The following is a 22635-nucleotide window of genomic DNA, read 5'->3' on the forward strand; positions in this document are numbered from 1 at the left end:
GCTCAGAGCGGCTCGGGCAGGGCGGTGGTCGAGGTGTCGCCGCGCAGGCGCTTGATGACGAGCTCGGCGCTGATCAGGCACATCGGCAGGCCGATGCCCGGGATCGTCGAGCCGCCGGCGTAGAGCAGGCCGTCGACCTTCTTGCTCACGTTGCCGGCGCGGAAGAACGCACTCTGGCCGAGGGTGTGGGCAGGTCCCAGCGCCGTTCCGTTCCAGGTGTTGAGGTCGTCTTTGAAGTCGCCGGGGCCGACCGTGCGGCGAACCGTGATGCGCGAAGCGAAGTCGTCGATGCCGGCCCAACTGCCGATCTGCGCGATCGCCTCGTCGGCGATGGCCTCGACCTGGGCTGAGCCCTTGCCGTCTTCGCCGCCGTGCCCGATCGAGGGGTCGGCGGGGATGGGCACGAGAACGAAGATGTTCTCGAAGCCCTCCGGAGCGACCGAATCATCTGTCGCGCTCGGCCGGCACACGTAGATCGAGGCGGGGCTCGGCACCGAAGTGGGTTTGCGCCTGCCGAAGCCGGCCTTGCCGAAGATCTCGCCGAAGTCGTCCTTCCAACTCTTAGTGAAGAAGAGCGTGTGGTGGGCGAGCTCGGGCAGGGGACCTGAGACGCCGAGGTAGATGAGCACCGCACTGGGGCCCGCGGTCTTCTTCTTCCAGTAGGAGTCAGGGAACGTCTGCAGCTCGGGTAGAAGCATGGTGGTCTCGACGTGTTCGAGGTCTGTGGCAGCAACGACCACGTCAGCGTCGAGCGAGTGGGCCGTGCCTGCGGCGTCGAGGTAGTGGATGCCCGAGACCTTCGGCTTTCGCTTCGTCGATGCTGCGACAGGCGGGTCTCCGGCGGGTTCGCTCGTTGCATCCCGTGGCTCGACAACGGTGCCGGCAGCCGAGCCCGCAGGCTGGAGGCCCCCGTGTCGTGCCGGGTCGTAGTCGACTTCACCCTCGAGCACGCGCTTCAGTTCGGCACGGTCGATCACGTTGGTGTCGAACTCCTGGGTGTCGTAGTCGTACGGGCCTGCTGGCTCGAGCTCGACAGCAGCGGCGGCCTCTGCCTGGTCGTCGATGGTTGTGATCGTCGTCACGCTCGCACCCGTGATGATGGTGACTCCGGCGGCGATGGCGATGTGTTCGATACTCTCGATCACCCGCGCAAATCCACCCTGGGGGTACAACACCCCATCGTCGAGATCGAGGTGACTCATCAGGTGATACATGCTCGGAGTGGAATATGGCGAGGAGCCGAGGAATACCGCGGGGTAGCCGAGAATCTGCTGCAGGCGCGGGTCGCGAACCGTGCGCCCGGCAAAGCTGTTGAGCGACTCGAGCAGGAGGCGCACCAGGCGGGGAGACCGCTTGAGCACGGGCTGCTTGAGCAGCGGACGGAAGTCCTCGAACGTCGAGTACAGGAAGTACTTCTTGGCCAGCTCGTAGGTCTCGGCAGCAGAATCGAGGTAGCCCGCCATCCGCACGCCCGACCCTGGCTCGATCGACTCGAACAGGTCGAGGTTCTCATCTCGTGAGGCCGCGATGTCGATCGGTTTGAATTCGTCTTGGAAGAGCACGCGGTAGCCGGGGTCGAGCTTGGACAGGTCGAGCTGCTCAGCGGCATTCGTGCCCATGAGTTTGTAGAAGTGGTCGAAGACCTCGGGCATCAGGTACCACGACGGGCCGGTGTCGAAACGGAACCCGTCCTTCTCCCATAGACCCGCGCGCCCGCCGACGGCCGGCTGCTTCTCGACGACGGTCACGTCGTACCCTTCGCGAGCCAACAACGAAGCGGTGGCGAGGCCACTGATGCCCGCACCGATCACTACGGCGCGCTGCGGGCGGTCACTCGCGCTGTCGATCGGGTCACTCGACGGGCTGGCTTCGGGGGACGTCACTTCTGCTCCTTGGTGGTTCGGCCTGCTCGTGGGTGGCCTGTGTTCGGTTTGCCCTTGTTCGATATAGCTGCTGCGGGGCTTGCTCTCCCCGCTGTGGGTAGTCGTCCTGCTGCGACTTCTGCCGCAATCCGCAGCTTGATGGGATTCGGCACCCTGATACGGGTCTCGGCCAGGACTGCCGCCGGTGTCTCGCGAAGGCGCCTGGTGAGCTCACCGAACAAGCCCTGCGCGAGCGCCACGGCCCGGCGGCTCGACTTCGGAAGGAGGGGCAGAACACCTCGGGCGATGTGCAGGTCGTTCTCGATGTCGGCGATGATCTCCGCCTTCGACCCCTCGCCGAACGACGTGACGGTCACGCCGGGAAAGTAGCTGCGGCCGAGACCCGCGAAGTCGGCAGACAGATCGCGCAGAAAGTTGATCTTCTGGAACGCTGCCCCCAGGTGCCGGGCGCCGTCGACCAGCGCCGCACGCTCCGAGTCGCTGAAGGTATGCCCCTGGAGGAATGCAGCGAGGCACATCAGCCCGACGACTTCGGCTGAGCCGTACACGTACACGTCGAAGCTCTCTGGGGTGTGCTCCGTCGCAGAGATGTCGGCGCGCATCGACGCGAAGAACGGCTCGACGAGCTCCGGGCCGAATTCGACCTCGCGGGCCGTCAGCGCGAACGCGTGTACCACCAGGTTGGTGCTGTAACCCACCCTCATCGCCTCGAGCGTGTCCCGTTCGAGGGTGTCGAGGAGCACGGAGATCTGCTCGGCACTCAGGTTGGCCGAAGCCGCCACCCCGTCGACGACCTCGTCGGCGAGACGCACGAGTGCGTAGATGTTCTCCACGTGCCCACGCACCCCGGCGCCGAGAAGCCGTGACGCCAGGCCGAACGAGGTCGAATAGCGGTGGATGACGATGCGAGCCGTCTCGTGCGCGACGGCATCATAGAGAGAACGCGCTTGCTTCACTTCGGTCTGGGCCACAGGGGCTCGTCGATCTGCTGTGGCCACGGTCAGCGCACCCGCCCGAGTACGGTCTCGATGATGGGCCTGAACTCGTCGCGCACTGCGTCGGGCAGGGCAGACGAGTCGAGCTCGTCTGCCGCACGGTTGGCGAACTCGCGGGCAAGATCTTCGGCGTAGGCACGTGCTCCACAATCCTCGAGCGCGCGCCTCACGACGGCGGCCTGCTCCCAGGTGAGGTCGGGCAGCCCGAGCCAGCGTGAGATCTCGAGCCACTCAGGGCGTTCCGAGGCGTACGCGATCAACACCGTGCGCTTGCCTTCGCGCAGGTCGCCGATCGTGGTCTTGCCCGTGGCCGTCTCGTCTCCGAAGACGCCGAGCAGATCATCCACTATCTGGTAAGCGATGCCGATGTTGCGGCCAAACGATGCGAGCGCACGCACGGCTTCGTCGCTCGCCCCCGCCAGGACGGCGCCGGCCTCGACAGGCGATTCGAAGGAGTAGACGGCCGTCTTGAGGCGCTCCATGTCGACGACCTCGTCGACCGAGGGCATCGACCGGTGCTGCGAGAAATCGACGTCGAAGAGTTCACCAGCCGCTGAGGCGAACAGCGCCTCGTCGAAGATGTCATGCAGGCGTGCGCGAACCTCGCCATCGATGCCACTGCGGTCGAGCAGTCTGAATGCATAGAAGAGGGCGAGGTCACCGGCGATGACTGCGACCGAGAGCCCGCGGTGTTCGGCTGCGGGTATCGGGATTCCGGCGGTCTGGGCGAAGTCTCGGTAGACCCCCGAGACGTTGACGCCGCCCCGGCGGATGAAGTCCCGGTCGATCACGTCGTCGTGCACGATGAGTGCCGTGTGCAGCAGTTCGAAAGCCGCCCCGACGTGCGCCGCAGCCTCGAGATCTGTGCCGCCCAGCGACTCGTAGGCGCCCATCACCATCGACGGGCGAAAGCGCTTGCCGCCCGAGGTATTCTTTTCCAGCGTCTGCCACAACGTGAGGTACCGCGGGCCGATTGCAGACGCGCGGTTCTTGGCTAGGCTGAAGAAACGATCGAGCACTTCGTCGACATGTTTCTGCCGCCTGGTGCCTGCGACCACGAGATCCTGTGGGTCCACGTTTCGAGCGTAGTCCACAGACAGAAATGAGAGTGTGATGACAGTCGTCCAAGAACAGGTCGTACTGCTGTCTGACGCCGGATTGCCCATCGGCGTGGCCGACAAAGCCACCGTGCATACGGCAGATACCCAGCTTCATCTCGCCTTCTCCTGCCACGTTTTCGACCAGGCGGGGCGCCTGCTCGTGACCAGGCGTTCCCTGGCCAAACGCACCTGGCCGGGGGTCTGGACCAACTCGTTCTGCGGCCATCCCGCGCCGGGTGAGGCGATGGACGACGCCGTCCTGCGCCGCGCCGATGCCGAGCTCGGTGTCACCCTCGATTCCTTCGAGGTCGCGCTGCCCGACTTCCGCTACCGGGCCGTCGACGCGGCCGGCGTTGTCGAGAACGAGATCTGCCCGGTCTACACGGCTGTGGTGACGGATGCCCTGCAGCCCAATCCCGACGAAGTCTGTGAATCGCAGTGGGTCGATCCGGATGCCCTGCTCACCGCTATCGCTGCGACCCCCTGGGCCTTCAGCCCGTGGCTCACCCTGCAGTTGCCGCAACTCGCCCTCGCTCGTCCCCTCCTGCGCACGCAGTCCCGCTGAGCTCACCCCCCGCGTCGCCCGTCGCCCGTCGCCCGTCACCCGTCAGCCGTCACGCGTCACCCGTCACGCTTCCTGCTCCCGCTCTGCACCTGGCTTGGGCTTCGGCCGCCCGAGCTGACGCCACACGCCCTCCATTCGGGCACCCAAGGGCATCTCGCGTCAGCTCGATCACACGGCACTCTCCTCCCCGCCGAAGCCACCGTCCAGAACGAACCCGCCCACATCGCCGAATCACCATGTGTGCGAGCAGCCCCCAGCCCACGAAATGACTCGACACGCCCTCCATCCGTGGGCAGGAGGGCGTGTCACGTCATTTCGCGCCACCCCGCCAGGCCGATTCTGCGAGAGCTCGTCGAACACGCTCGACAGCTTCGACTGCCGAAGACGCCATGTGCCGCTTTCGAATGTGCACGACGACGAAGCCTGCCCGAACAAGACGCTCATCTCGGTCGAGGTCGTGCTCGTACTGCTCCTCGTTCTCCCGGTGCTGGGACCCGTCATATTCGACCAGCACGCGCTCGTTGCGGTAGGCCATGTCTGCATAGCCGATCCGACTCCCACTCGAGTCGACCATCTCGGCGCTGAGTTCCGGCTCCGGCAGTCCAGCTCGCAGCAACGCAAGGCGAAGCCGAGTCTCCTGCCGGGATTCCGCACCCTCGCGCACCAGCTCCAATGCGGTTCGAACCAATTGCGCTCCTCGGCCCGAGTACGACGAACACCGGGTCGCGAGCGTTGTGAGATCGACGTATGGCCGGGCATCCGCGGTGTTCGTCACTCTGGGTTCGACGACGAAATGGTCTCCCGCGACAACCAATTCGTCGAGCGGCAGGATGCTCGCCAAACCGATCCACGTCGAAGTCGGGTCTGAGACCGGCAGCCCGTATCGGTGAATGACCTGCAGACCTTCGAGCGAACTCTGGTGCCCGATGACTCCCGAGGTTCGCGGAGCACGGCGTGGTGCGAATATCGACGCGTGCAGCCCAGGCTGCTCTTCGAAGCGGTGCGCCAAAGGGACTCCCCAGATTTTCGCGGCCGTCAGGTGACTGAAGAACGAACCCGGGCGCATCTGCCGCGCATAAGCGCTCCACGTCGAATATTCGCCAATCGGCTGCGCTGCAACCACTCGCACACCGCGGAACGGTATCCGGAGATCCCTGCCCCGGAGTCGTTTGACGCTCAGCCCGACGGCGCGACCTTCGGCAACGGTGAATGGATGCGTGCCGAGTTGCCTCGGCACGGGCTTGAATTTCGACATCGAACCATAGTGCCGCCCCACTCGGGGCCGTCACGAGTTATCCACAGGCGATCTACGTCAGCCGTGCGAGATGACGCGACACGCCCCGTAGAGCCGCACTTGAGGGCGTGTCGCGTCAGCTCGTGGCCGGCCACTGGGGCACAGAGCGCCAGGCCGATTCAGGGCGCGACTACGAGGGTGAATCCGCCGTCGACGAGGCGCACGGAGACCTGGGTGAGGCTCCGGACGACGAGGTCGGCGTCGAGCTCGTGTGCGGGGTGGGTGCCCGCGATACCCACGGTGAAGCAGCCGGCGGCGCGGCCCGCGGCCAGGCCGGCGGGAGCATCCTCGAACACCACGCAGTCCGCGGCATCGAAGCCGAGGCGGCGAGCGCCTTCGAGGAATGGGTCCGGGTTCGGCTTTCCCCGGGGCGTGTCGTCGATCGTCACGACGACGCTCGGCGCCGGAAAGTCGGCTGCACGAAGCCGCACCGGGGCCAGATCACGGTTGCATGACGTGACGATGGCTCGCCGATCATCCGGAAGGCTTGAGATCAACTCTGCTGCACCCTCGAGTACGGTGATGCCGTCGACGTCGGCAAGTTCGAGCTGCTGAACGCGGGCGAGTGCTGCTTCGACCTGCGCAGGGGCAACGAGTTCGGCGATGAGCGATCGCGCAGGCCTGCCATGCATGCCCTCGCGAAACGAGTCATGGATGCCCCACTCCTGCCCCCAACGGATCCACGACCGGTCGACGGCGGGGGTCGAGTCGATGAGTGTGCCGTCCATGTCGAACAGTGCCGCCCTGAAGACTCGGTCGATCGGGCGGGTGTCGGAGGGGCCGGATTCGGGCGCGGCAGAGGCTGAAGTCACCCACCAAGGCTACGGTGTGCCATCAGATCCCTTCGGGACGTCTGGGCGCACCCACGCGCATCGGCACCCCTGGTGGGGAGCCCAGGAGCGTCGCGAGAAGGGTCGGGAGCCGGACACGGCGCGTCAGTGCGAGTCAGTGCGCGTCGCTGGGGTTAGTGCGCCTCAGTGCGCCACGGTGATGGCTGACGACACGGTGTACTGGCCGTCAGGCATCCATTCTGCGGTGAAGGTCACCGATGAGACGGCGGTCGAGCCCGTGCGGGGGTTCATGTTCTGCACCGTCGAGAAGACGACGGTGATGCCGCCGCGCAGGGCAGTCTCGGCCAAGGTGCACTTCGATTCGAAATCTGTGCCGGTTCCGTAGACGGTGAGGCACGTGTCGCCGTCGGGCCCCAGGGCCACGAATGCTGTGGTCGGAGTGAACTGCGAAGTACGAAGCAGGCGGAACGAACTGATCACCAGCCCGACCGGGAAGCCCTGGGTCGGCATGTCGGCTGAGGTCTGCGGCCTTGCGAAGATCTGGGCCGGCGACTGGGCCTCGGCCTCGGCCGGCGACAGTGCAGGGAACGTGCTCGCTGCCGCATCGCTTGCGGATACATCGGATGCGGCCAGCGTTCTGGGTTGTGTTCGGCCCGCGAACAGCATCGAAGTGACAGCGACGACAGCGAGCACGGCCACGACGATGCCCAGCGAGAGGAGCACCCACTTGCGCCTCAGTGATCGCGTGTGATCGCGCCGGCGGGCGGCCTCGGCCGACGCCGTCGACTCACGTAGCCCTGCCGCGTATCGCTCGTCGTCGATCGCCTGCTCGAGGGCGGCGAGCTCGGCAGCCTTCTGCTCCCGCAGGTCATCGGGCGTACCCGGCCTGAAGACCGCCCGGCGTAGCTCGGCCCGCTGCGCCTCTTCGTCAGGGCGAGCTTCCGATCGCGGGCCGCCCGGCGACGGCTCACCGACGATCCCCGTCGCTGACCCGGCAATGCGGCCCAGGCCGGCGCCGCTCACGCCAACCCGGCCCGGCGACGAATTGTTGTCAGAGCTGTGACCTGCGCTGGGCTCGTCTGCGAGCATCCATTCGGCTATCTGTAGTCGGCGAGGCACCCAGCCGGCGGGGCTAGAGCTGCCCACCCGAGACGTCGGTGCGGTGAAAGTTCAGGTGCGATCGGCTCGCGGTGGGCCCGCGCTGGCCCTGGTAGCGCGAGCTGTACTGCGCTGAACCGTATGGATGCTCGGCGGCAGACGACAGCTGAAAGAAGCACAGCTGCCCGATCTTCATGCCGGGCCACAGTTTGATCGGAAGAGTGGCGACGTTGCTCAGCTCAAGCGTCACGTGCCCACTGAAGCCCGGGTCGATGAAGCCGGCCGTGGAATGGGTGAGCAGACCCAGCCGCCCGAGCGAACTCTTGCCCTCGAGCCGTGCCGCGATGTCGTCGGGCAGGGTGACCTGCTCGTAGGTCGAGCCGAGGACGAACTCACCGGGGTGCAGGATGAACGGCTCATCGGCGACGGCCTCGATGAGGCGTGTCAGCTCGGGCTGGTCGGCGGCCGGGTCGATGAAGGGGTACTTGTGGTTGTCGAAGAGCCGGAAGAAGCGGTCGAGCCGAACATCCACGCTCGAGGGCTGCACCATCGAGGGCTCGTAGGGCTCGAGCCCGACACGCCCGCTGTCGAGTTCGGCCCGAATGTCGCGGTCTGAGAGAAGCACGCGGCCAGCTTACCTTTTGGGCGGCGCGGAACGCAGTCGCGTTTGCAGGGGCCAGCTGAGGCATCTCCGACGAAAGGAGGCCGGAATCACAACCTCATTTCGTCGTGGCGGCCTCACGAGTGAAAGGAGGCGGGAGCGGCCAGCCCGGATGGGTGGAGCGGAGGCAGGGCGGGGATGGTAGCCGGGCGGGCCGGGAGGCAGCTGTAGCCCGGACGACGCGCAGCGGCAGCGGCAGCGGCAGCGGCAGCGGCAGCGGCAGCGGCAGTTCAGTACGACTGCGGCTGCGTGAAGAGGCCGCGGGGGTCGTACTGGGCCTTCAGCGCCGTGAGGCGCGGCAGGTTCGCTCCGAAGTAGGCGGTCTGGGCATCCGGAACCGTCGCATCGCAGTAGTTCACGTAGGCCCAGTTCTGCCAGTGGTTCGTCATGGTGGTGCGGAACCCGCGAACATACTCGTCGTACGCCGCAGGGTCGGCGCCGACGGCGAAGGTCGCCGTGTACTGCACGGTCATCAGCGCCTTGCGGTGCACGAAGGCGGTCGCAGCGGGGTCGATGTTCGCGACGACGCCGCCCAGGGCATCCATCGAGATGCCGCCCTCGGTCATGCCCGAGACGTTCTGCGCGGCATTCACCTGGGCGATGAGGTCGGCGATGCCCGAGGCGTCGAGGGCGGTGTACCCGATATTGGATGTTCCCGACGACGGTTCACGGGTGAGTGCCCCGCCTGGGCCGGTGTTGCACTCGGCGACGGGGGTGTCCTGGCAGCCTGCCTCGATCATCATCGCCTCGACGTAGCTGTGGTGGAACGACTGGTTCGTGGTGGGCGACGCGTTCACGCCGTTCAGCAGCGGGGCGATCTGCTGCGAGAGTGGGCCGCTGCCGATCCAGGTGCCGGAGACCGACACGCTCGGTTGGCCGGGGTGCGAATCGCCGCCCAACAGTTTGAGCGTGGACCAGAGGCCGTTGTCAGCCGAGGGAGCCCAGCCCTGCCATGCGGCGATGACGTCTGCGGCGGCCGACCAGGGCCATTCGACGTACCACGTGGTCACGTCGGGCGCGTCGCGCGTGGCGAAGGTGAGGCCGGTGACGACCCCGAGCATCCCACCGCCGCCGCCCTGCGACGCCCAGAACAGGTCTGCGTCGTTCGACGCGCTGGCCTGGTGCACAACGCCGTCGGCGGTGACGATCTCGACGCCGGTGAGCTGGTCGCAGGCCAGCCCGAACGCGCGCACGAGCACCCCGACGCCACCGCCCAGCGTGAGCCCAGTGACCCCGACCGTGGCGCACGAGCCCCCGGCGATCGCCCGGCCGGCCATGCCGACGGTGTTGTAGACCTCGGCCAGCGACGCACCGGCCCCGACCTCTACAGTCGAGCCGTCGGCCGACAGCGTCACGCCGGTCAGCGCAGCAGTACTAAGCACGAGCGAGGGCGGCACGCCAGACCCGGATGCCCCACCCGCCGACCACCCGACATAGTTGTGGCCTCCCGAGCGCAGCGCCACCGGAACTCCGTACTTCGTCGCGAACGCGAGCCCGGCAGCCACATCAGCAGCCGACGACGCCTCGAGAATGGCGAGCGGGGCCGCGTCATCGAATCGCGGGTTCTCGGTGAGCTTCGCCGTGCCGTAACTCGCATCGGCCGGCAGCAGCACGGCGCCTTTCACCGACTGCGAGAGCTCGGCCCAGACCGGAGGCCCCACCGGCGTCGGCGTGACCGTAGCTGTGGGGCTCGCCGGCGGCACAGGTGCGGGGCTCGAGCAGGCCGCCAGCACAGATGCGGCCGCGACCGAACTGCCCGCTGTCAGCAGAAACTGTCGACGCGAAAGAGCTGTCATCCGGTCAGCTTAGAGGCACTCAGAGGATGCTCGCGCTACTGTTTCACTCATGACAACCGACACCGGGGCACAGGCTGCGCTGCTCGCGCTGGGCGACGAATCATTCGTCTCCCTCACAACCTTCAGGAAGACGGGCGCGCCCGTTTCGACCCCGGTGTGGATCGCCCGCTACGGCAACTACCTGGTGGTGACGACGCCGGCCGAGAGCGGCAAGGTCAAACGGTTGCGCAATAACGCGCAGGTCGAGCTGCGGCCCTGTGACCGCATGGGCAAGGTGAAGCCGGGCGCCCGGGCGGTCGAGGGCGTGGCCGAGATTCTGGATGATGCCGACTCCGTCGAGCGGATCTCGGCGGTGTTCGCCCGCACGTACCGGCTGGAGTACCGCATCTTCATGCTGATCGAACGGCTCGGCAAGGCGGGGCGCAAGCCTCGCGTGATGCTGCGGATCGCGGCACCCGACCAGGCGCACTAGAGAAGCGCCGCAGCCTCGTCGAGAATCGACCCGAGTGCGGCAGGGTCGTGGGCGAACCGGCCGAGAAAGAGGCCGTCGACCGCGCCCGCGAGCACGGTCAGCAGGCCTGGCCCCGCGCTGCCGCCGTAGATCACGCGCAGATCGGCCAGGCGCCGGTCGCTCTCCAGAGCTTCGCGAACGGCCGTACACACCGGGATGATGTGTTCGGCCGGAGCAGGCTCAGGAGCACCGATCGCCCACTGCGGTTCGTACGCGACGATGACGCTGCTGCCGGCCGGGGCATCGGCGAGCGCCGAGCGGAGCTGCCGAATGACCTCGTCAGCGGCAACGGCCGCTGACCCCCGGGCCGCCTCCCCCACGCAGAGAACCGGAGTGAGGCCGTTGCGCAGTGCGGCGGCGGTCTTCCGTTGCACCACCTCTTCGGTCTCGCCGAAGAGCCTGCGGCGTTCTGCATGCCCGACCTCGACGAGCGTGCAGCCGATCTCGCCCAGCATGGGTGCGCTGACCTCGCCGGTCAGGGCGCCGGAGTCGTCGGTCGACACGTCCTGCGCCCCGACCCTGACCCCACTCGGGGCGAGAATCTCCACGACAGCGGGAATGGCCGGGTACCCCGGGATCACGAAGAGTTCGACCAAGCCGCCGGCGACGAGCGGGTTCGACGAGGCCAGGCCCGCCACAGCACGGGCATAGCCGAGAGTCTTCTCGTAGGAGAAGTACATCTTGGTGCTGACACCGATGGTGAATACGGGCCTGGTCTTCGTCATGGAACGACTTTCTGTGGTGAGCGGTTGTGCCGCCCGTCAGTGGACGAGAGCGGTGACGTCGGTCTGCTCGGCATCTGCGTCGACCGCCTTACCGCGGCTGGCGAGAATCGTCATGAGCAGCGCGGAGATCAGCATGAACCCGCCGACCACGAACATGGGCACGATGTAGCCGCCCGTCCAGTCGTGCACCCATCCCGTGATGAACGGTGCCGAGAATCCGGCCAGGTTGCCGATGGTGTTGATCAACGCGATGCCCGCTGCTGCTGCAACACCAGTGAGGAACTGGGTCGGAACCGTCCAGAAGTTCGGCAGGGCGGCGAAGATCGCACACGCAGTGACGGTGATGATGGCGATCGTGGCGGCAGGCGAACCGGCGAGCAGGGCCAGGGGGATGCTCACCCCACCGACGAGCGCCGGGATCACGATGTGCCAGGTCTTCAGGCCTCGGCGGGTGGCATCCCGAGACCAGAGGTAGAGCACGACCGCGGCGGGAACATACGGGATCGCCGTGATGAGGCCCTTCTGCACGAAGTCGAATTTCACCCCGGCAGTCGTCTGGAAGCCGTCGATGATGGTCGGGAGGAAGAAGGCGAGGGCATAGAGACCGTAGATGAACCCGAAGTAGATGAAGGCGAGCATCCACACCCTGCCCATCTTGAGGGCGCTGAAAGTGCTGGCCTTCTTGGCGCCGGCCTTGGCCTTCTTGGCCTCGGCCTTGATCTTCGCTGCATTCTCGTCGTCGAGGCTCGTGAGTAACCAGGTGCGCTCAGGTTCAGTGAGCCACTTCGCGTCTTTGGGGCTCGTGAGGTAGAACCAGGCGATGATACCGACGACGATCGCGGGGATGGCGACGACCAGGTACATGAATCGCCAGCCCTCGAGGCCGAACACGCCATTCGACTGAAGTAGCAGCCCCGCGAGCGGAGCACCGATGACCGTGGTCAGGGGCTGCGCCAGGTAGAACAGCGCGAGGATCTTGCTGCGGTGCTGCGAAGGCACCCAGAGGCTCAGAAAGAGAATCGCACCAGGAAAGAAGCCGGCTTCGGCCACACCGAGCAGGAATCGCAGAATCGCGAGCTGTTCGAAGTTCTGCACCCAGGTGAACAGGGCCGCGACAATACCCCACGAGACCATGATGCGCGAGAGCCAGCGGCGAGCGCCGAACCGCACGAGAGCGACATTCGAGGGCACCTCCAGCAGGATGTAGCCGATGAAGAACACGCCCGACGCGAAGCCGAACTGGGCAGCGGTCAGCCCGAGGTCGGCGTTCATGCCATTCGGGGCAGCGAAGCCCACGGCGGTGCGGTCGAGATAGTTGATGAAGAACATCAGGGCGACGAAGGGAACGACCCTGAAGGCGACCTTTCGCACCGTCGACTTCTCGACGGCTGACTGGGGCGGGCGTTGCGTGGCGGTGGTGTCCACAGTGACTCCTTTGCAATAAGTATTTCGTAAACGGCGGTGTTCAGAGGTGCGGGTGGTGCAGGTGAGGCGGGGTGGTGAGGCAGTGCGGGTGCTGCAGGTCGTGCGCGGTGTGGCGGTCATGCTGGTGGTGCGGGGTGTGGCGCGAGCGGCGCCGGTGTTGCCGCTCTGCCGAGTGGTTCTGGATGCCCGGGGCAGAGCTGCCCGGAACGCGCGGGTATCGGGTACCCCACCGCGCGTTCCGGAACTCGGTGTGCTGCCTACCGCTCGATCGTGTCGAGGTGGAGCATGCGCGAGAGCACGAGGTCGAGCTCGTCGTCGCGGAAGATCTTCTTCCAGTCGTCTTTGACGATCGACTCGCGGCCGTAGTCCATGGCGATCAGGCACGCGTCGGAGAACGGGTTGTCACCCTTCAGCGTGTTCGCGAGCGCGACCTGCGTGTGGCCGAGCAGAATCGCCCGCGCTGCAGGATACGGAACGCCCATGGTGTTGACGGCCTCGTCGAGCGACTCCTTGAGGAGCTGGCCGATCATGCACGCAATGGTCTCGACGAGGGTCGGCTCAAGCTGGGCGAGCTGCTTGACAGTGACCCAGTGCACGTCGATCACCGGTGCATAGATGACTCGGATGGCCTCTTCGGCGATCTGGCGCTTGCTCTCGTCGTCGGACTCGATGGCCGCGACCACATCCTGCGGCGCTGCGATTCCGCCGAAGGTGTCGGCATACTCCTCCGGCGTGTGGCGCTCGAGGAAGACCGAGGGGTGGCAGGGGTGCGCCACGGCGAAGACGATGTCCTCCCGCTTGGCGAGCAGTCCCGCGTAGGCGGCAGCCGGGTCGAGCGTGAGCAGCACGGTGCCCGGCTTCAGCAGCGGTACCACGGCCGCCGATACCGCGGCGAGCGCGAGGTCTGGCACGGCGAGCACCACGACATCAACGTCGCGAACGGCTGCGTCGGTCTCGGTGATGCTTCGGCCAGCGTCGGTGACGCGCTGCTGGCCCGCCGGCGAATTCTCACTGTAGAACACCGTGTGATCCGTCTTCACGAGGTTGTTAGACACCCGCGTTCCCATTTTTCCGCCAGCGCCGACAACGGCGATGGTCAGGGTCGTAGTGGTGGTCGTCATGGTCATCTGCTCCTCAGGTAGTTCAGGTTGTGGGTGTTCCAGGTGTTCTCCTGCGCGATCGTCTCGTCGATCGATTCGCCCAGGGGAAGCCAGTGTTCGATGATCTGATTGATGCCGCGCTCATCGGGGCGCACCTTCTCAACGAGGTAGTCGTAGTCGAGCAGGCCGGTTCCGAGGGGGGCGCCCTCGAGCGTGAAACCCACCCATCCACCACGCCGGGTGAATGCGAAGTCTTTGACGTGCAGGTTGACGACGTAGGGCTGCGTGCGGTCGATCACGTCGCGCGGGTTCTCGAGCGCCGCGACGCTGTTCGCCGGGTCGAGGCAGATGCCGAGGCGCGGATGCCCGACAGCCTCCACCAGCGACACAAGATCTGTCGAGGCGACCTGTTCATAGGTCTCGAGGGCGAGCGTCACACCGGCCTCGTCGTAGGCAGGGAGAACTTCGCGCAGGCTCGTTTCGGCCTCAGCCGCCGTGGGTCGCTCCGTCGGGGAGAACAGCATGCTGCGCACGAGCTTTGCACCGAGGTGATCGGCGATCTGCAGGAAGCTCCGAAGATGTTCCGGTGAGACCCCCTTAGTGCCGAGCTCGAGGGTCACCCCGAGGTCTCCGGCGGTGCGGGCGACGGCCTGCAGGGCATCCGGCGTCATCTCGGCCAGCGGCGCGTAGTCGCAGATCTGAAAGACCTCGACCCCGCGAGCAGCCGTGTCGCGCAGCATGGCGTGAAGGTCGAGCCTGGCGGGTGCCAGCTCGGAGTGCTGCCAGAAGTAGGCGTAGGTGCTGAGGCCGATCACGAGAGCCGGCACCGTCTGCGGCGAATGCCCGCGGTGACGAATCCGGTCATCAGCAGGACCCCGTCGTCTCGTACTCCGACAGCACGGCGACCTTCTCGGCACTGGCGCTGGTCTCGTCGAAGCGGTAGGTGAGCCATTCGCGAACGAGTCGGCGGGCGAGTTCGATGCCCACCACGCGCTGGCCCATGGTGAGAACCTGGGCGTTGTTGCTCAGCACGGCACGCTCGACAGAGAAGCTGTCGTGAGCGGTCACGGCACGGATGCCCGCAACCTTGTTTGCCGCAATGGCGACACCGAGCCCGGTGCCGCAGAACAGCAGGGCACGGTCGGCCTTGCCGGCGGCAACCAGTTCGGCGGCCGCGATGGCGACCTTCGGGTAGGCGGTGTGGCCACTCGCGTCCACCCCCACGTCTTCGACGGAGGCGACCAACGGGTTCGCCTCCAGGTCGCGCTTGAGGATCTCCTTGTAGTCGAACCCGGCGTCGTCTGAACCGATCACGATGCGAAGCTGGTCAGTCATTGTGTGTCTCCTTGGCTGTGGCGTCTCGCAGCACGGCGGCGATCGCCGTCACGATGAGGCCGAGTGAATGGGCGCCGGCGTCGGGCGTACCGAGGCTCTTCTCGGCGTGGGGGCGGGCACGGCCCACGCGAGGGAGGAGTGACGCGGTCGCCGCAGCGGAGTCGCTCGCGACGAGGGCCGCGGTGTTCCAGGCGTCGGCGAGGGTTGCCCCGCCATCGATCTCGCGGCTGAGAACATCGCTGAAGGGAACCAGCGCATCGACCATCGTCTTGTCACCCAGTTCGGCACCGAACGTGAGAATCCCGTTCGTGGCCGCCTGCACGCCGGCGCCGACTGCGGCGGCCGTGGGCTTGTCGGTGTCACCGAGCTCGGAGCCGAGCGCCTTCAACGCAACGCCCCACAGGGCGCCCGACGTTCCGCCGGCGCGGTCGGCCCACGCATCGGCGGCGCGATGGAGCAGAGTCTCGGCGCCCGCACCGGCCGAGAGGGCTTCGAGAGCAGCCGCCGATGCCGCGCGGGCTCCGCGCTGCATGCCGATTCCGTGGTCGCCGTCGCCGGCGACGGCGTCGATGCGCCCGAGCTCCTCGACGTTCTCATTGACGACCTCGAGCAGGGCTTCGAGAGCCAGGTACGCGGTTCGGGCTGCCTTCTGCGATTCGATGGACGACTCGGGGATGATCTCCTCGACGTCGACGTCGAGTTCTGTTGCATCGAGCTGCTCTGTGGCCCGCACGGAGCCCTTGCGGTACGCAGGGGTATCTGCGGGCGCTCGCCAGAAGCGCTCGAGTTCGTCGTCGAGCCAGAAGAGGGTGAGCGAGACGCCGGCCATGTCGAAGCTCGTGACCAGTTCGCCCACCTCGGGGTCGACGATCGTGACTCCCGCAGCATCGAGCAGCTGCGAGACGCTGCGGTAGACCACGAACAACTCTTCGTACTTCACCGAGCCGAGCCCGTTCAGAATCAGTCCGACCCGCTGGCCCTCGGCCTGCTCGATTCCCTCGGGCAGCTCGGCGAGCAGCGCCTCCACGAACTGGCGGGCGAGGTCGTCGGCGGTGGGAACATCGGTCTCGCCGATCCCCGGCTCACCGTGGATTCCCATTCCCACGGCCATGCGACCCTCTGGCACGCTGAAGAGCGGTTCCGGGGCACCGGGGAGCGTGCATCCGGTGAAGGCGACACCGAATGAGCGAGTGCGTTCGTTCGCCAGGGTTGCAACGCGAACGACCTCGTCGAGCGAATAGCCCTCTTCGGCTGCTGCTGCGGCCGACTTGAAGACGGTGAGGTCGCCGGCGATTCCGCGGCGCTTGTTCTTCTCTGCCGGCGAGGCGCTCGAGATGTCGTCGGTGACGGCCACCGTTCGGGTCGGGATGCCCGCGGCATTCAGTGCATCCTGCGCCTGGGTGAAGTGCAGCACGTCGCCGGCGTAGTTGCCGTAGCTGAGGAGGACGCCGCCGCCCCGGTCGGCTGCCTTGGCGACGGTTTCGACCTGGTGCGCAGAGGGGGAAGCGAAGAGGTTGCCCATGGCGGCGCCGTGGGCGAGACCCTGGCCGACGATGCCGCCGAAGGCCGGGTAGTGGCCCGAGCCGCCGCCGACCACGACGGCCACTGTGTTCTCCGGAGTGTGCGTGCTCCGCACGACGCCTCCGTTGACTCGGCGAACCTGGTTCTGGTTGGCGGCGACGAACCCGTCGATCATCTCATCGGCGAAATCGACCGGGTCGTTGTACAGGCGAGTCATGAGCGGGGTATCTCCAGCGGTGCAGATAAGGGGCGACGGTGCGGCTGTCGTCCACTATAGCTCAACCGGTTGACCAATTGGCAAGTATTTGGTCAACCGGTTTGGTGATCGTGTCTCTCGCGCGAATCGCAGCTCGCCGGTTGGTAACCTGAGCACTATGCCGGCGTATCCCGCTCAACCCACTGACCAGATCAGCTCGGCCCTCAGCTCGATCGCGACCGGAAGTGCCGTGTCTGCCGTCGCGAAGCGGCTTCTCGACCTCTTCACAAGTGGCGACATCGAGGTCGGCACCCGGCTCCCCCCTGAGCGGGAACTGGCCGCGAGACTGCAGATCGGGCGATCAGCCGTGCGCGAAGCACTCGCTGCCCTCGAGATTCTCGGCGTCGTCGACGTGCGGCCCGGCAGTGGCACCTACCTGCGGGGCACCACCTCAGAGTTGTTGCCCGAGACGCTGAGCTGGGGGCTGATGCTCGGCGAACCGCGCACCCGCGACCTCATCGCGATCCGCGGGCAATTGGAGATCTTCGCGGCCCAGCTCGCCGCCGAGAACATCAGCGCAGACTCGCTCCAGCGAATCGGCCAGCACCTCGTCGCGCAGGCGGAGGCGGGAGACAACCGAACCCGGTTCATCGAGGCCGATCTGAAGTTCCACCTGGAGATCGCGAAGAGCGCAGACAACAAGGTGCTGATCGACCTGCTGCAGAGCATCCGCTCGCTTCTGCGCATCTGGGTCGAACGAGGGCTGCAGAGCGACACCGATGCCGCGGCCGCCTATGAGGAGCACGACCGCATCTACCAGGCGCTGAAGGCCGGGGACCCAGCGGCAGCGGCAGCGGCGATGGCCGAACACATGCACACGGCGGGCGAGCGACTGACGCGTACGCTCGACGGTGGGCATTAGGGGCAGCGGCCACATCGGCGGACTGGAGCGAGTGACGGGAATCGAACCCGCGCTATCAGCTTGGGAAGCTGAAGTTCTACCATTGAACTACACTCGCGTGGCCTGCGATCCGCATTTTCACCCGGTTCTTGTGTGCAAGGTCTCCAATGTTACCGGCTGAATCGACCCCCTGTTCATGATGCTCGGCCGAAACACCCCGTCACATGCCTCTTTTGAGTAATGCTCGGATAATATCTATCGACGTGACTTCAGCATCTCGTCGAATGGTTGATGGGCCTTTTCTCCGTCGGAACAAGGCCCCGCATCACTCGCCATGCTGTTCGGGCCACGTTTCTCTACAGCCGCGAGCGAAAGCGAATATCGAATGGTTCCACCAAATCTCGTCCTCCCGGAGAACTACCCTGAGCTCCTCCAGTCGCTGAAGTTTCAGATTCGGAACGCACAGTTCCAGGCGCAGCGAGCAGTGAACACCGGACTGATCCGGCTGTACTGGTCCATAGGCAACACGATCCTCATCCAACAGGAACGCGACGGCTGGGGCTCCGGAGTCGTCGCTCGTCTCGCGGCTGATCTCCAGAAGGAATTCCCCGGAATGACGGGCATCTCACGCAGCAGCCTGAACTACATGCGAGCCATGGCTGCAAGCTGGCCAGAAGGAGATTCAATTTTCCAGCAAGCTGCTGGAAAATTGCCATGGGGCCACATCATGATCCTGATCGACAAGCTCGAAGATCAGCCTTCCCGCAACTGGTACGCGGCCGAAGCCGTCACCCGCGGCTGGTCGCGCAACATGCTCTTGAACCAGATCAAGAACAAGACCCTCGAACGATCCGGCGCCGCCCCCAGCAACTTCGAAAGCAGCCTAGATCGAGCGGATTCCGAGCTGGCCCAGCAGATCGCCAAGGATCCATACGTCTTCGACTTCCTCGACCTAAGAGGTGAAGCCGCAGAACGCGAACTCGAGAGAGCACTCACCGGAAGAATCTCCGAAACACTCCACGAACTCGGCCAAGGTTTCGCGTTCGTCGGCAGGCAGGTCCACTTCGACGTCGGAGGAGACGACTTCTACCTCGACCTGCTCTTCTTCCACATCGAACAGGCCCGCTACGTCGTCATCGAACTCAAGACCGGCAAATTCGAACCCGGGTACGCTGGCCAACTCGGCTTCTACACCGCACTCGTCGACGACAGACTCCGCCTCGAAGCTCATGCACCGACCGTGGGAATCCTCGTCTGTGGCAGCCGCAACGACCACACCGTGCGGTACTCCCTCGGCCGCACCGACTCACCGATGGCCGTCTCGACGTACACGTATGAGTCGCTGCCACCAAACGAGAAATCGGCGCTCCCCGACGCAGACGCAATCGCCGCCGCACTCGACGCGTAGAGGTACGTCCATAACGCCTCTCACGACCCCCGATCTCAGCAATCCGCATTCCCGCCCGCGGTCAGCCCGACGGCTGTGATCTGCGGCTGCGATCGACTGCGGCGCTTACCGCACGCGGGCGTGGCTCCGGCTCCGCGCGACAGGGACGGGTGGCGCGGCGACCGCTGCACCCACAAGGCCAACCAGCTCGCCGATGCCTTCGACGATCATCCGCACCTCGTCACCTTCGCGAAGCGGCGCGGGATCAAGACCGCCACGACGACCCCACAGTTCAGCGAGACACCCGCCGTTGCCGACCGTTCCAGAGCCGAGAACGTCGCCCGCCACAACCCGCGAGTTGCGCGAGGCATAGGCCACCAGTTCACCGAACGGCCAGCCCATGTTCGACACCAGGTCTTCGCCGATGAGTCGGCCGTTGACGCGAACCTCGGCCCGCACCGCGAGAAACCCCTCGTCGTCTGCGAAGTGCTGCAGTTCATCAGCGGTGACGATCCACGGGCCCAGGCTGGTACCGAAATCCTTGCCCTTGGCCGGGCCGAGGCGCACTTTCATCTCACGAGACTGCAGGTCGCGTGCCGACCAGTCGTTCATGATCGTGTAGCCGAAGATGGCGGCCTGGCTCTCGTCGGCGGTCAGGTTCGCCCCGCCCGGCCCGCCGATGACCGCCGCCACCTCCAATTCGAAGTCGAGGCGCTCGGTCTCTGGCGGGCTCACCGCGTCGCCCGGGCCGAGAACGGTGTGCGGGTTGGTGAAATAGAAGGTCGGCGCCTGGTACCATTCGGGCACCACCTCGCTCCTGCCGTCGACCGAGGCGCTCACGCCTTCGACGTGCTCTTCGAAGGCGACGAAATCACGGATGCTCGCCGGCACCAGCGGCGCCAGAAGCTGCACCTCGGCGAGCGCCCGACCCGTCTCGTGGCGAGCGGTTTCGTACAGCCCTGACGCAGCGTCGAGGCCGCGAGCGAGAACCTCGGCGACAGTGAGGCCAGCTGCGAAGTCGACAACCCGGTCGCCGATGACGAAGCCTTCGCCGACGGCAGATCCGTCAGGCTCGACAGACAGACCTGTACTGGCGGCGCCCTCACCGACCACGACGACCCACCTCGCGATCTTCACCGCGCCACCCGCACCGCAAGCAGCGCCTCAGCGTTGCCCGCCAGGATGCGCGCCACCTCGCCACCGCCCAGCCCGGCACCCTTCACGAACGACACCGGGTCTTCTGGCCCCATGTCGAACGGGAAGTCGCTGCCCATCAGCACCTGCGAGGCACCGGCCACCTCGACGAGGTACCGCAGTGCCCGCGCATCGTGCACCACCGTGTCGAACCAGATCGAGCGCAGGTAGCTCGACGGTTCGTGCGCACAGCCGCGGGCCTCTGGCCGCACCCGCCAGGCGTGGTCCGAGCGGCCGATCGCCGTGGGCAGGTAGCCGCCGCCGTGCGCGGCGAGCAGTTTCAGGGCCGGATGCCTGTCGAACACCCCCGAGAAGATGAGGTGCGAGAGCGCGACCGCATTCTCGGTCGGCTGGCCCACCGTGTTCGAGAGGTAGTAGCGATCGAGTCGCTCGTCGAGACTGCAGCCGAACGGGTGCAGAAAGACGATGGCTCCCAGCTCCACTGCCCGCGCCCAGAACGGTTCGAGCCGCTCGTCTGACAGCTCGACATCACCGGCGAACGACGAGATCTCGACGCCCGCCAGCCCTCGGCCGAGAACGGCATCGTCGAGGCACTCGACAAGGCGCGATGGATGCTGCAGCGGCACCACACCGAGACCGGTGAGCCGTTCGGGGTTACCGGCGACGTGTTCCGCGACGAGGCGATTGGTCTCAAGGGCGATCCAGACGGCGAGGCCCTCTTCGGCCCAGGGGTAGAAGTGACTGGGCGAGGCACTCACCCATTGCCTGTCGACGCCCTGGGCATCCATCGCCGCCAACCGTGCCCCGAGGTCGGTGAGCCGCGCGAAACGCTCGCGGATCATCACCCCCGAGGCGGCGAGGCTCTCGGGACCGTTGCGGCGGGCATCCAGCGCCTGGGCTTCGGCGAAAGCCTCGGGCGCGCGGTTCTGCACCGCACCCTGCAGCGAGGGCAGAAGAACGTGCGCGTGCACGTCGGTGGTGGCGTGGTCGATCATACTTTCGGTGCTCATGCGGGCTGGGCCATTCTCTGTGCGATTCCGAAGATGAGACCGGGGGCATCGGCGTCGCGATTGCCTTCGAGCTGCCACTGCCCGAGCTGCACCGACGCATCGACGACGGCTTGAGCTCGCGGAAGGCGCCGGGCGGCAAAGGCACTCCAGAGAGCCTCATCCACCGTGTCGGCGGCGACCAGCAGCTCGGTCAGCACATACGCATCTTCGAGTGCTTGCGCACCACCCTGCGCAATCGTCGGGGGGCAACTGTGGGCGGCGTCGCCGATGACGACCACGCGGCCTCGATTCCACGCCTCCGGTACGACGTGGGAGGTGAACCAGGTGTAGTTGACCCGGGCATCGCCGCGGGCCAGGTCGTCACGAATCGACTGCCACGGACCGCTGTACGCGCGCGACTGCTCGATCATGATGCGTGCGCCGTCTTCGGGCGACACCCCGGCTCGGTCCTGGGCGGCCTCGACGATATAGACGTACATCGAATCGTCGCCGGTCGGCGTATACCCGGCGATGTACGCCGGGCCGCCGTAGTAGAGCTCGGTGTGCTCCACTTCGTCGGGGCGCGAGACGAACGCCCGCCAGATGCCCATCCCCGTCGACTGCGGCGTCGTCTCGATGCCGATCAGCTCGCGAACCGCAGAGTGCACCCCGTCGGCCCCGACCACCAGGTCGTATGGGCCGACCGACTCGCCGCCGACCCACACCTCGACCGTGTCGCCGCCGATCGCCTCCAGCCCGGTCACCGGTGCACCGAAGTGCACCCGCACTCCGAGTTCTTCGGCTCGTTCCAGCAGGATCCTGTTGAGGTCAGGCCGATACATGCCCATCGCCGCCGGGTAGTCCGGGCCGCCACTCTTCACCTCCGGCAGTTCAGCGATGATCGGGGCATCGGGCCCCGGCGCACGCAGCGTCAGTCCCTCGAAGACGTACCCGGCGTCACGGATGCTCGGCCACACCCCGAGCGCATCGAACACCCGCAGCGCGTTTCCCTGCAGCGTGATCCCCGATCCGATTGCGCTGAGCTCGGGTTTCTGCTCGAACACGTCGACCGTTACCCCCGCCTTGGCGAGCTGGATCGCCGTCGCGAGCGCCGCGACTCCGCCGCCGGCGATGGCGACATTACTGACTGCTGTCATCTCAGAACCTCTCTGTTCTGTTGTTCTTCATTCTGGTCTGTGGTGTGTCT

Annotated in this window: 21 protein-coding genes and 1 tRNA gene; 4 read left to right on the forward strand and 18 right to left on the reverse strand. The window is 66.3% G+C overall.

All coding sequences use genetic code 11. From position 1 onward, the window contains the following. Window positions 1-2 precede the first annotated feature (2 nt). The 3 genes from crtI to JOE66_RS16175 are packed head-to-tail and all read right to left on the reverse strand — an operon-like array spanning window position 3 to window position 3954. Window positions 3-1883, reverse strand: coding sequence for a phytoene desaturase family protein (gene crtI / locus JOE66_RS17395; protein ID WP_307827246.1), 1881 nt, complete (start codon window positions 1881-1883; stop codon window positions 3-5). Further along, window positions 1880-2881 carry a phytoene/squalene synthase family protein gene (locus tag JOE66_RS16170; protein WP_205111179.1) on the reverse strand — a complete coding sequence of 334 codons (1002 nt, stop codon included), beginning with the start codon at window positions 2879-2881 and terminating at the stop codon, window positions 1880-1882. The genes crtI and JOE66_RS16170 overlap by 4 nt, the downstream gene beginning before the upstream one ends. Before the next feature lie 2 nt (window positions 2882-2883). Then, a complete protein-coding gene (locus tag JOE66_RS16175) occupies window positions 2884-3954 on the reverse strand; it encodes a polyprenyl synthetase family protein (RefSeq protein ID WP_307827248.1) in 1071 nt (356 codons plus the stop codon). Between the two features lie 37 nt (window positions 3955-3991). Between JOE66_RS16175 and idi the strand changes: the two genes are divergently transcribed. Beyond that, on the forward strand, window positions 3992-4543 hold the full coding sequence (gene idi, locus JOE66_RS16180) for an isopentenyl-diphosphate Delta-isomerase (protein WP_205111183.1): 552 nt from the start codon (window positions 3992-3994) through the stop codon (window positions 4541-4543). A 310-nt stretch (window positions 4544-4853) separates the two neighbouring features. Here the strand turns inward: idi and JOE66_RS16185 are convergent, their stop codons facing one another. From JOE66_RS16185 to JOE66_RS16205, 5 genes are all read right to left on the reverse strand, one after another. Next, on the reverse strand, window positions 4854-5798 hold the full coding sequence (locus JOE66_RS16185) for an endonuclease domain-containing protein (protein WP_205111185.1): 945 nt from the start codon (window positions 5796-5798) through the stop codon (window positions 4854-4856). Window positions 5799-5956: 158 nt separating this feature from the next. Beyond that, the gene (locus JOE66_RS16190; protein ID WP_307827251.1) at window positions 5957-6649 is read right to left on the reverse strand and encodes an HAD-IA family hydrolase; all 693 of its coding nucleotides are present in this window, start codon (window positions 6647-6649) and stop codon (window positions 5957-5959) included. Between the two features lie 162 nt (window positions 6650-6811). Continuing rightward, window positions 6812-7717: a hypothetical protein gene (locus JOE66_RS16195; RefSeq protein WP_205111187.1), complete on the reverse strand. Its 906-nt coding sequence runs from the start codon at window positions 7715-7717 to the stop codon at window positions 6812-6814. A gap of 43 nt (window positions 7718-7760) precedes the next feature. Then, window positions 7761-8351 (reverse strand): dCTP deaminase, encoded by a 591-nt coding sequence (gene dcd / locus JOE66_RS16200; RefSeq protein WP_205111189.1) that lies wholly within the window; start codon window positions 8349-8351, stop codon window positions 7761-7763. A gap of 266 nt (window positions 8352-8617) precedes the next feature. Then, window positions 8618-10183 carry an FAD-binding oxidoreductase gene (locus JOE66_RS16205; protein ID WP_205111191.1) on the reverse strand — a complete coding sequence of 522 codons (1566 nt, stop codon included), beginning with the start codon at window positions 10181-10183 and terminating at the stop codon, window positions 8618-8620. A 49-nt stretch (window positions 10184-10232) separates the two neighbouring features. Between JOE66_RS16205 and JOE66_RS16210 the strand changes: the two genes are divergently transcribed. Next, entirely contained in the window at window positions 10233-10655 is a 423-nt protein-coding gene (locus JOE66_RS16210) for a PPOX class F420-dependent oxidoreductase (protein ID WP_205111193.1), read from the forward strand. Here JOE66_RS16210 and JOE66_RS16215 read toward each other — a convergent pair. The 6 genes from JOE66_RS16215 to JOE66_RS16240 all read right to left on the reverse strand — a co-directional run bounded on the left by JOE66_RS16215 (window position 10652) and on the right by JOE66_RS16240 (window position 17017). Beyond that, window positions 10652-11419 carry a triose-phosphate isomerase family protein gene (locus JOE66_RS16215; protein ID WP_205111195.1) on the reverse strand — a complete coding sequence of 256 codons (768 nt, stop codon included), beginning with the start codon at window positions 11417-11419 and terminating at the stop codon, window positions 10652-10654. The two genes, JOE66_RS16210 and JOE66_RS16215, sit on opposite strands and share 4 nt — an antisense overlap. 36 nt (window positions 11420-11455) lie before the next feature. Further along, the gene (locus JOE66_RS16220) at window positions 11456-12844 is read right to left on the reverse strand and encodes an MFS transporter (protein WP_307827253.1); all 1389 of its coding nucleotides are present in this window, start codon (window positions 12842-12844) and stop codon (window positions 11456-11458) included. A 257-nt stretch (window positions 12845-13101) separates the two neighbouring features. Continuing rightward, the gene (locus JOE66_RS16225) at window positions 13102-13965 is read right to left on the reverse strand and encodes a phosphogluconate dehydrogenase C-terminal domain-containing protein (protein WP_205111197.1); all 864 of its coding nucleotides are present in this window, start codon (window positions 13963-13965) and stop codon (window positions 13102-13104) included. A gap of 2 nt (window positions 13966-13967) precedes the next feature. Continuing rightward, window positions 13968-14759: a sugar phosphate isomerase/epimerase family protein gene (locus tag JOE66_RS16230; RefSeq protein ID WP_307827254.1), complete on the reverse strand. Its 792-nt coding sequence runs from the start codon at window positions 14757-14759 to the stop codon at window positions 13968-13970. Between the two features lie 49 nt (window positions 14760-14808). Then, entirely contained in the window at window positions 14809-15279 is a 471-nt protein-coding gene (locus JOE66_RS16235; RefSeq protein WP_205111198.1) for a ribose-5-phosphate isomerase, read from the reverse strand. Further along, complete coding sequence (locus JOE66_RS16240) at window positions 15272-17017, reverse strand: dihydroxyacetone kinase family protein (protein ID WP_205111199.1); 1746 nt, start codon at window positions 17015-17017, stop codon at window positions 15272-15274. Before JOE66_RS16240 ends, JOE66_RS16235 begins: the two co-directional genes overlap by 8 nt. A 157-nt stretch (window positions 17018-17174) precedes the next feature. Between JOE66_RS16240 and JOE66_RS16245 the strand changes: the two genes are divergently transcribed. Further along, complete coding sequence (locus JOE66_RS16245) at window positions 17175-17918, forward strand: FadR/GntR family transcriptional regulator (RefSeq protein WP_205111200.1); 744 nt, start codon at window positions 17175-17177, stop codon at window positions 17916-17918. Between the two features lie 23 nt (window positions 17919-17941). Here JOE66_RS16245 and JOE66_RS16250 read toward each other — a convergent pair. Further along, window positions 17942-18015 (reverse strand) — tRNA-Gly (locus JOE66_RS16250). A 267-nt stretch (window positions 18016-18282) separates the two neighbouring features. On the opposite strand from JOE66_RS16250, the gene JOE66_RS16255 reads away from it, so the two are divergent. Continuing rightward, window positions 18283-19305, forward strand: coding sequence for a PDDEXK nuclease domain-containing protein (locus JOE66_RS16255; RefSeq protein WP_205111201.1), 1023 nt, complete (start codon window positions 18283-18285; stop codon window positions 19303-19305). Between the two features lie 105 nt (window positions 19306-19410). Here JOE66_RS16255 and JOE66_RS16260 read toward each other — a convergent pair whose 3' ends face one another. Genes JOE66_RS16260 through JOE66_RS16270 form a run of 3 tightly spaced genes read right to left on the reverse strand, consistent with a single transcriptional unit; the run spans window position 19411 to window position 22585 of the window. Beyond that, window positions 19411-20421 (reverse strand): fumarylacetoacetate hydrolase family protein, encoded by a 1011-nt coding sequence (locus tag JOE66_RS16260; protein WP_372435498.1) that lies wholly within the window; start codon window positions 20419-20421, stop codon window positions 19411-19413. Beyond that, window positions 20418-21449: an amidohydrolase family protein gene (locus JOE66_RS16265; RefSeq protein WP_205111202.1), complete on the reverse strand. Its 1032-nt coding sequence runs from the start codon at window positions 21447-21449 to the stop codon at window positions 20418-20420. The genes JOE66_RS16260 and JOE66_RS16265 overlap by 4 nt, the downstream gene beginning before the upstream one ends. Beyond that, window positions 21446-22585, reverse strand: a complete 1140-nt coding sequence (locus JOE66_RS16270) for an FAD-dependent monooxygenase (protein WP_205111204.1) — start codon at window positions 22583-22585, stop codon at window positions 21446-21448. The genes JOE66_RS16265 and JOE66_RS16270 overlap by 4 nt, the downstream gene beginning before the upstream one ends. Window positions 22586-22635 lie beyond the last annotated feature (50 nt).

Origin of the sequence: Subtercola frigoramans, from assembly GCF_016907385.1 — a bacterium.
GTDB classification, from domain to species: domain Bacteria; phylum Actinomycetota; class Actinomycetes; order Actinomycetales; family Microbacteriaceae; genus Subtercola; species Subtercola frigoramans.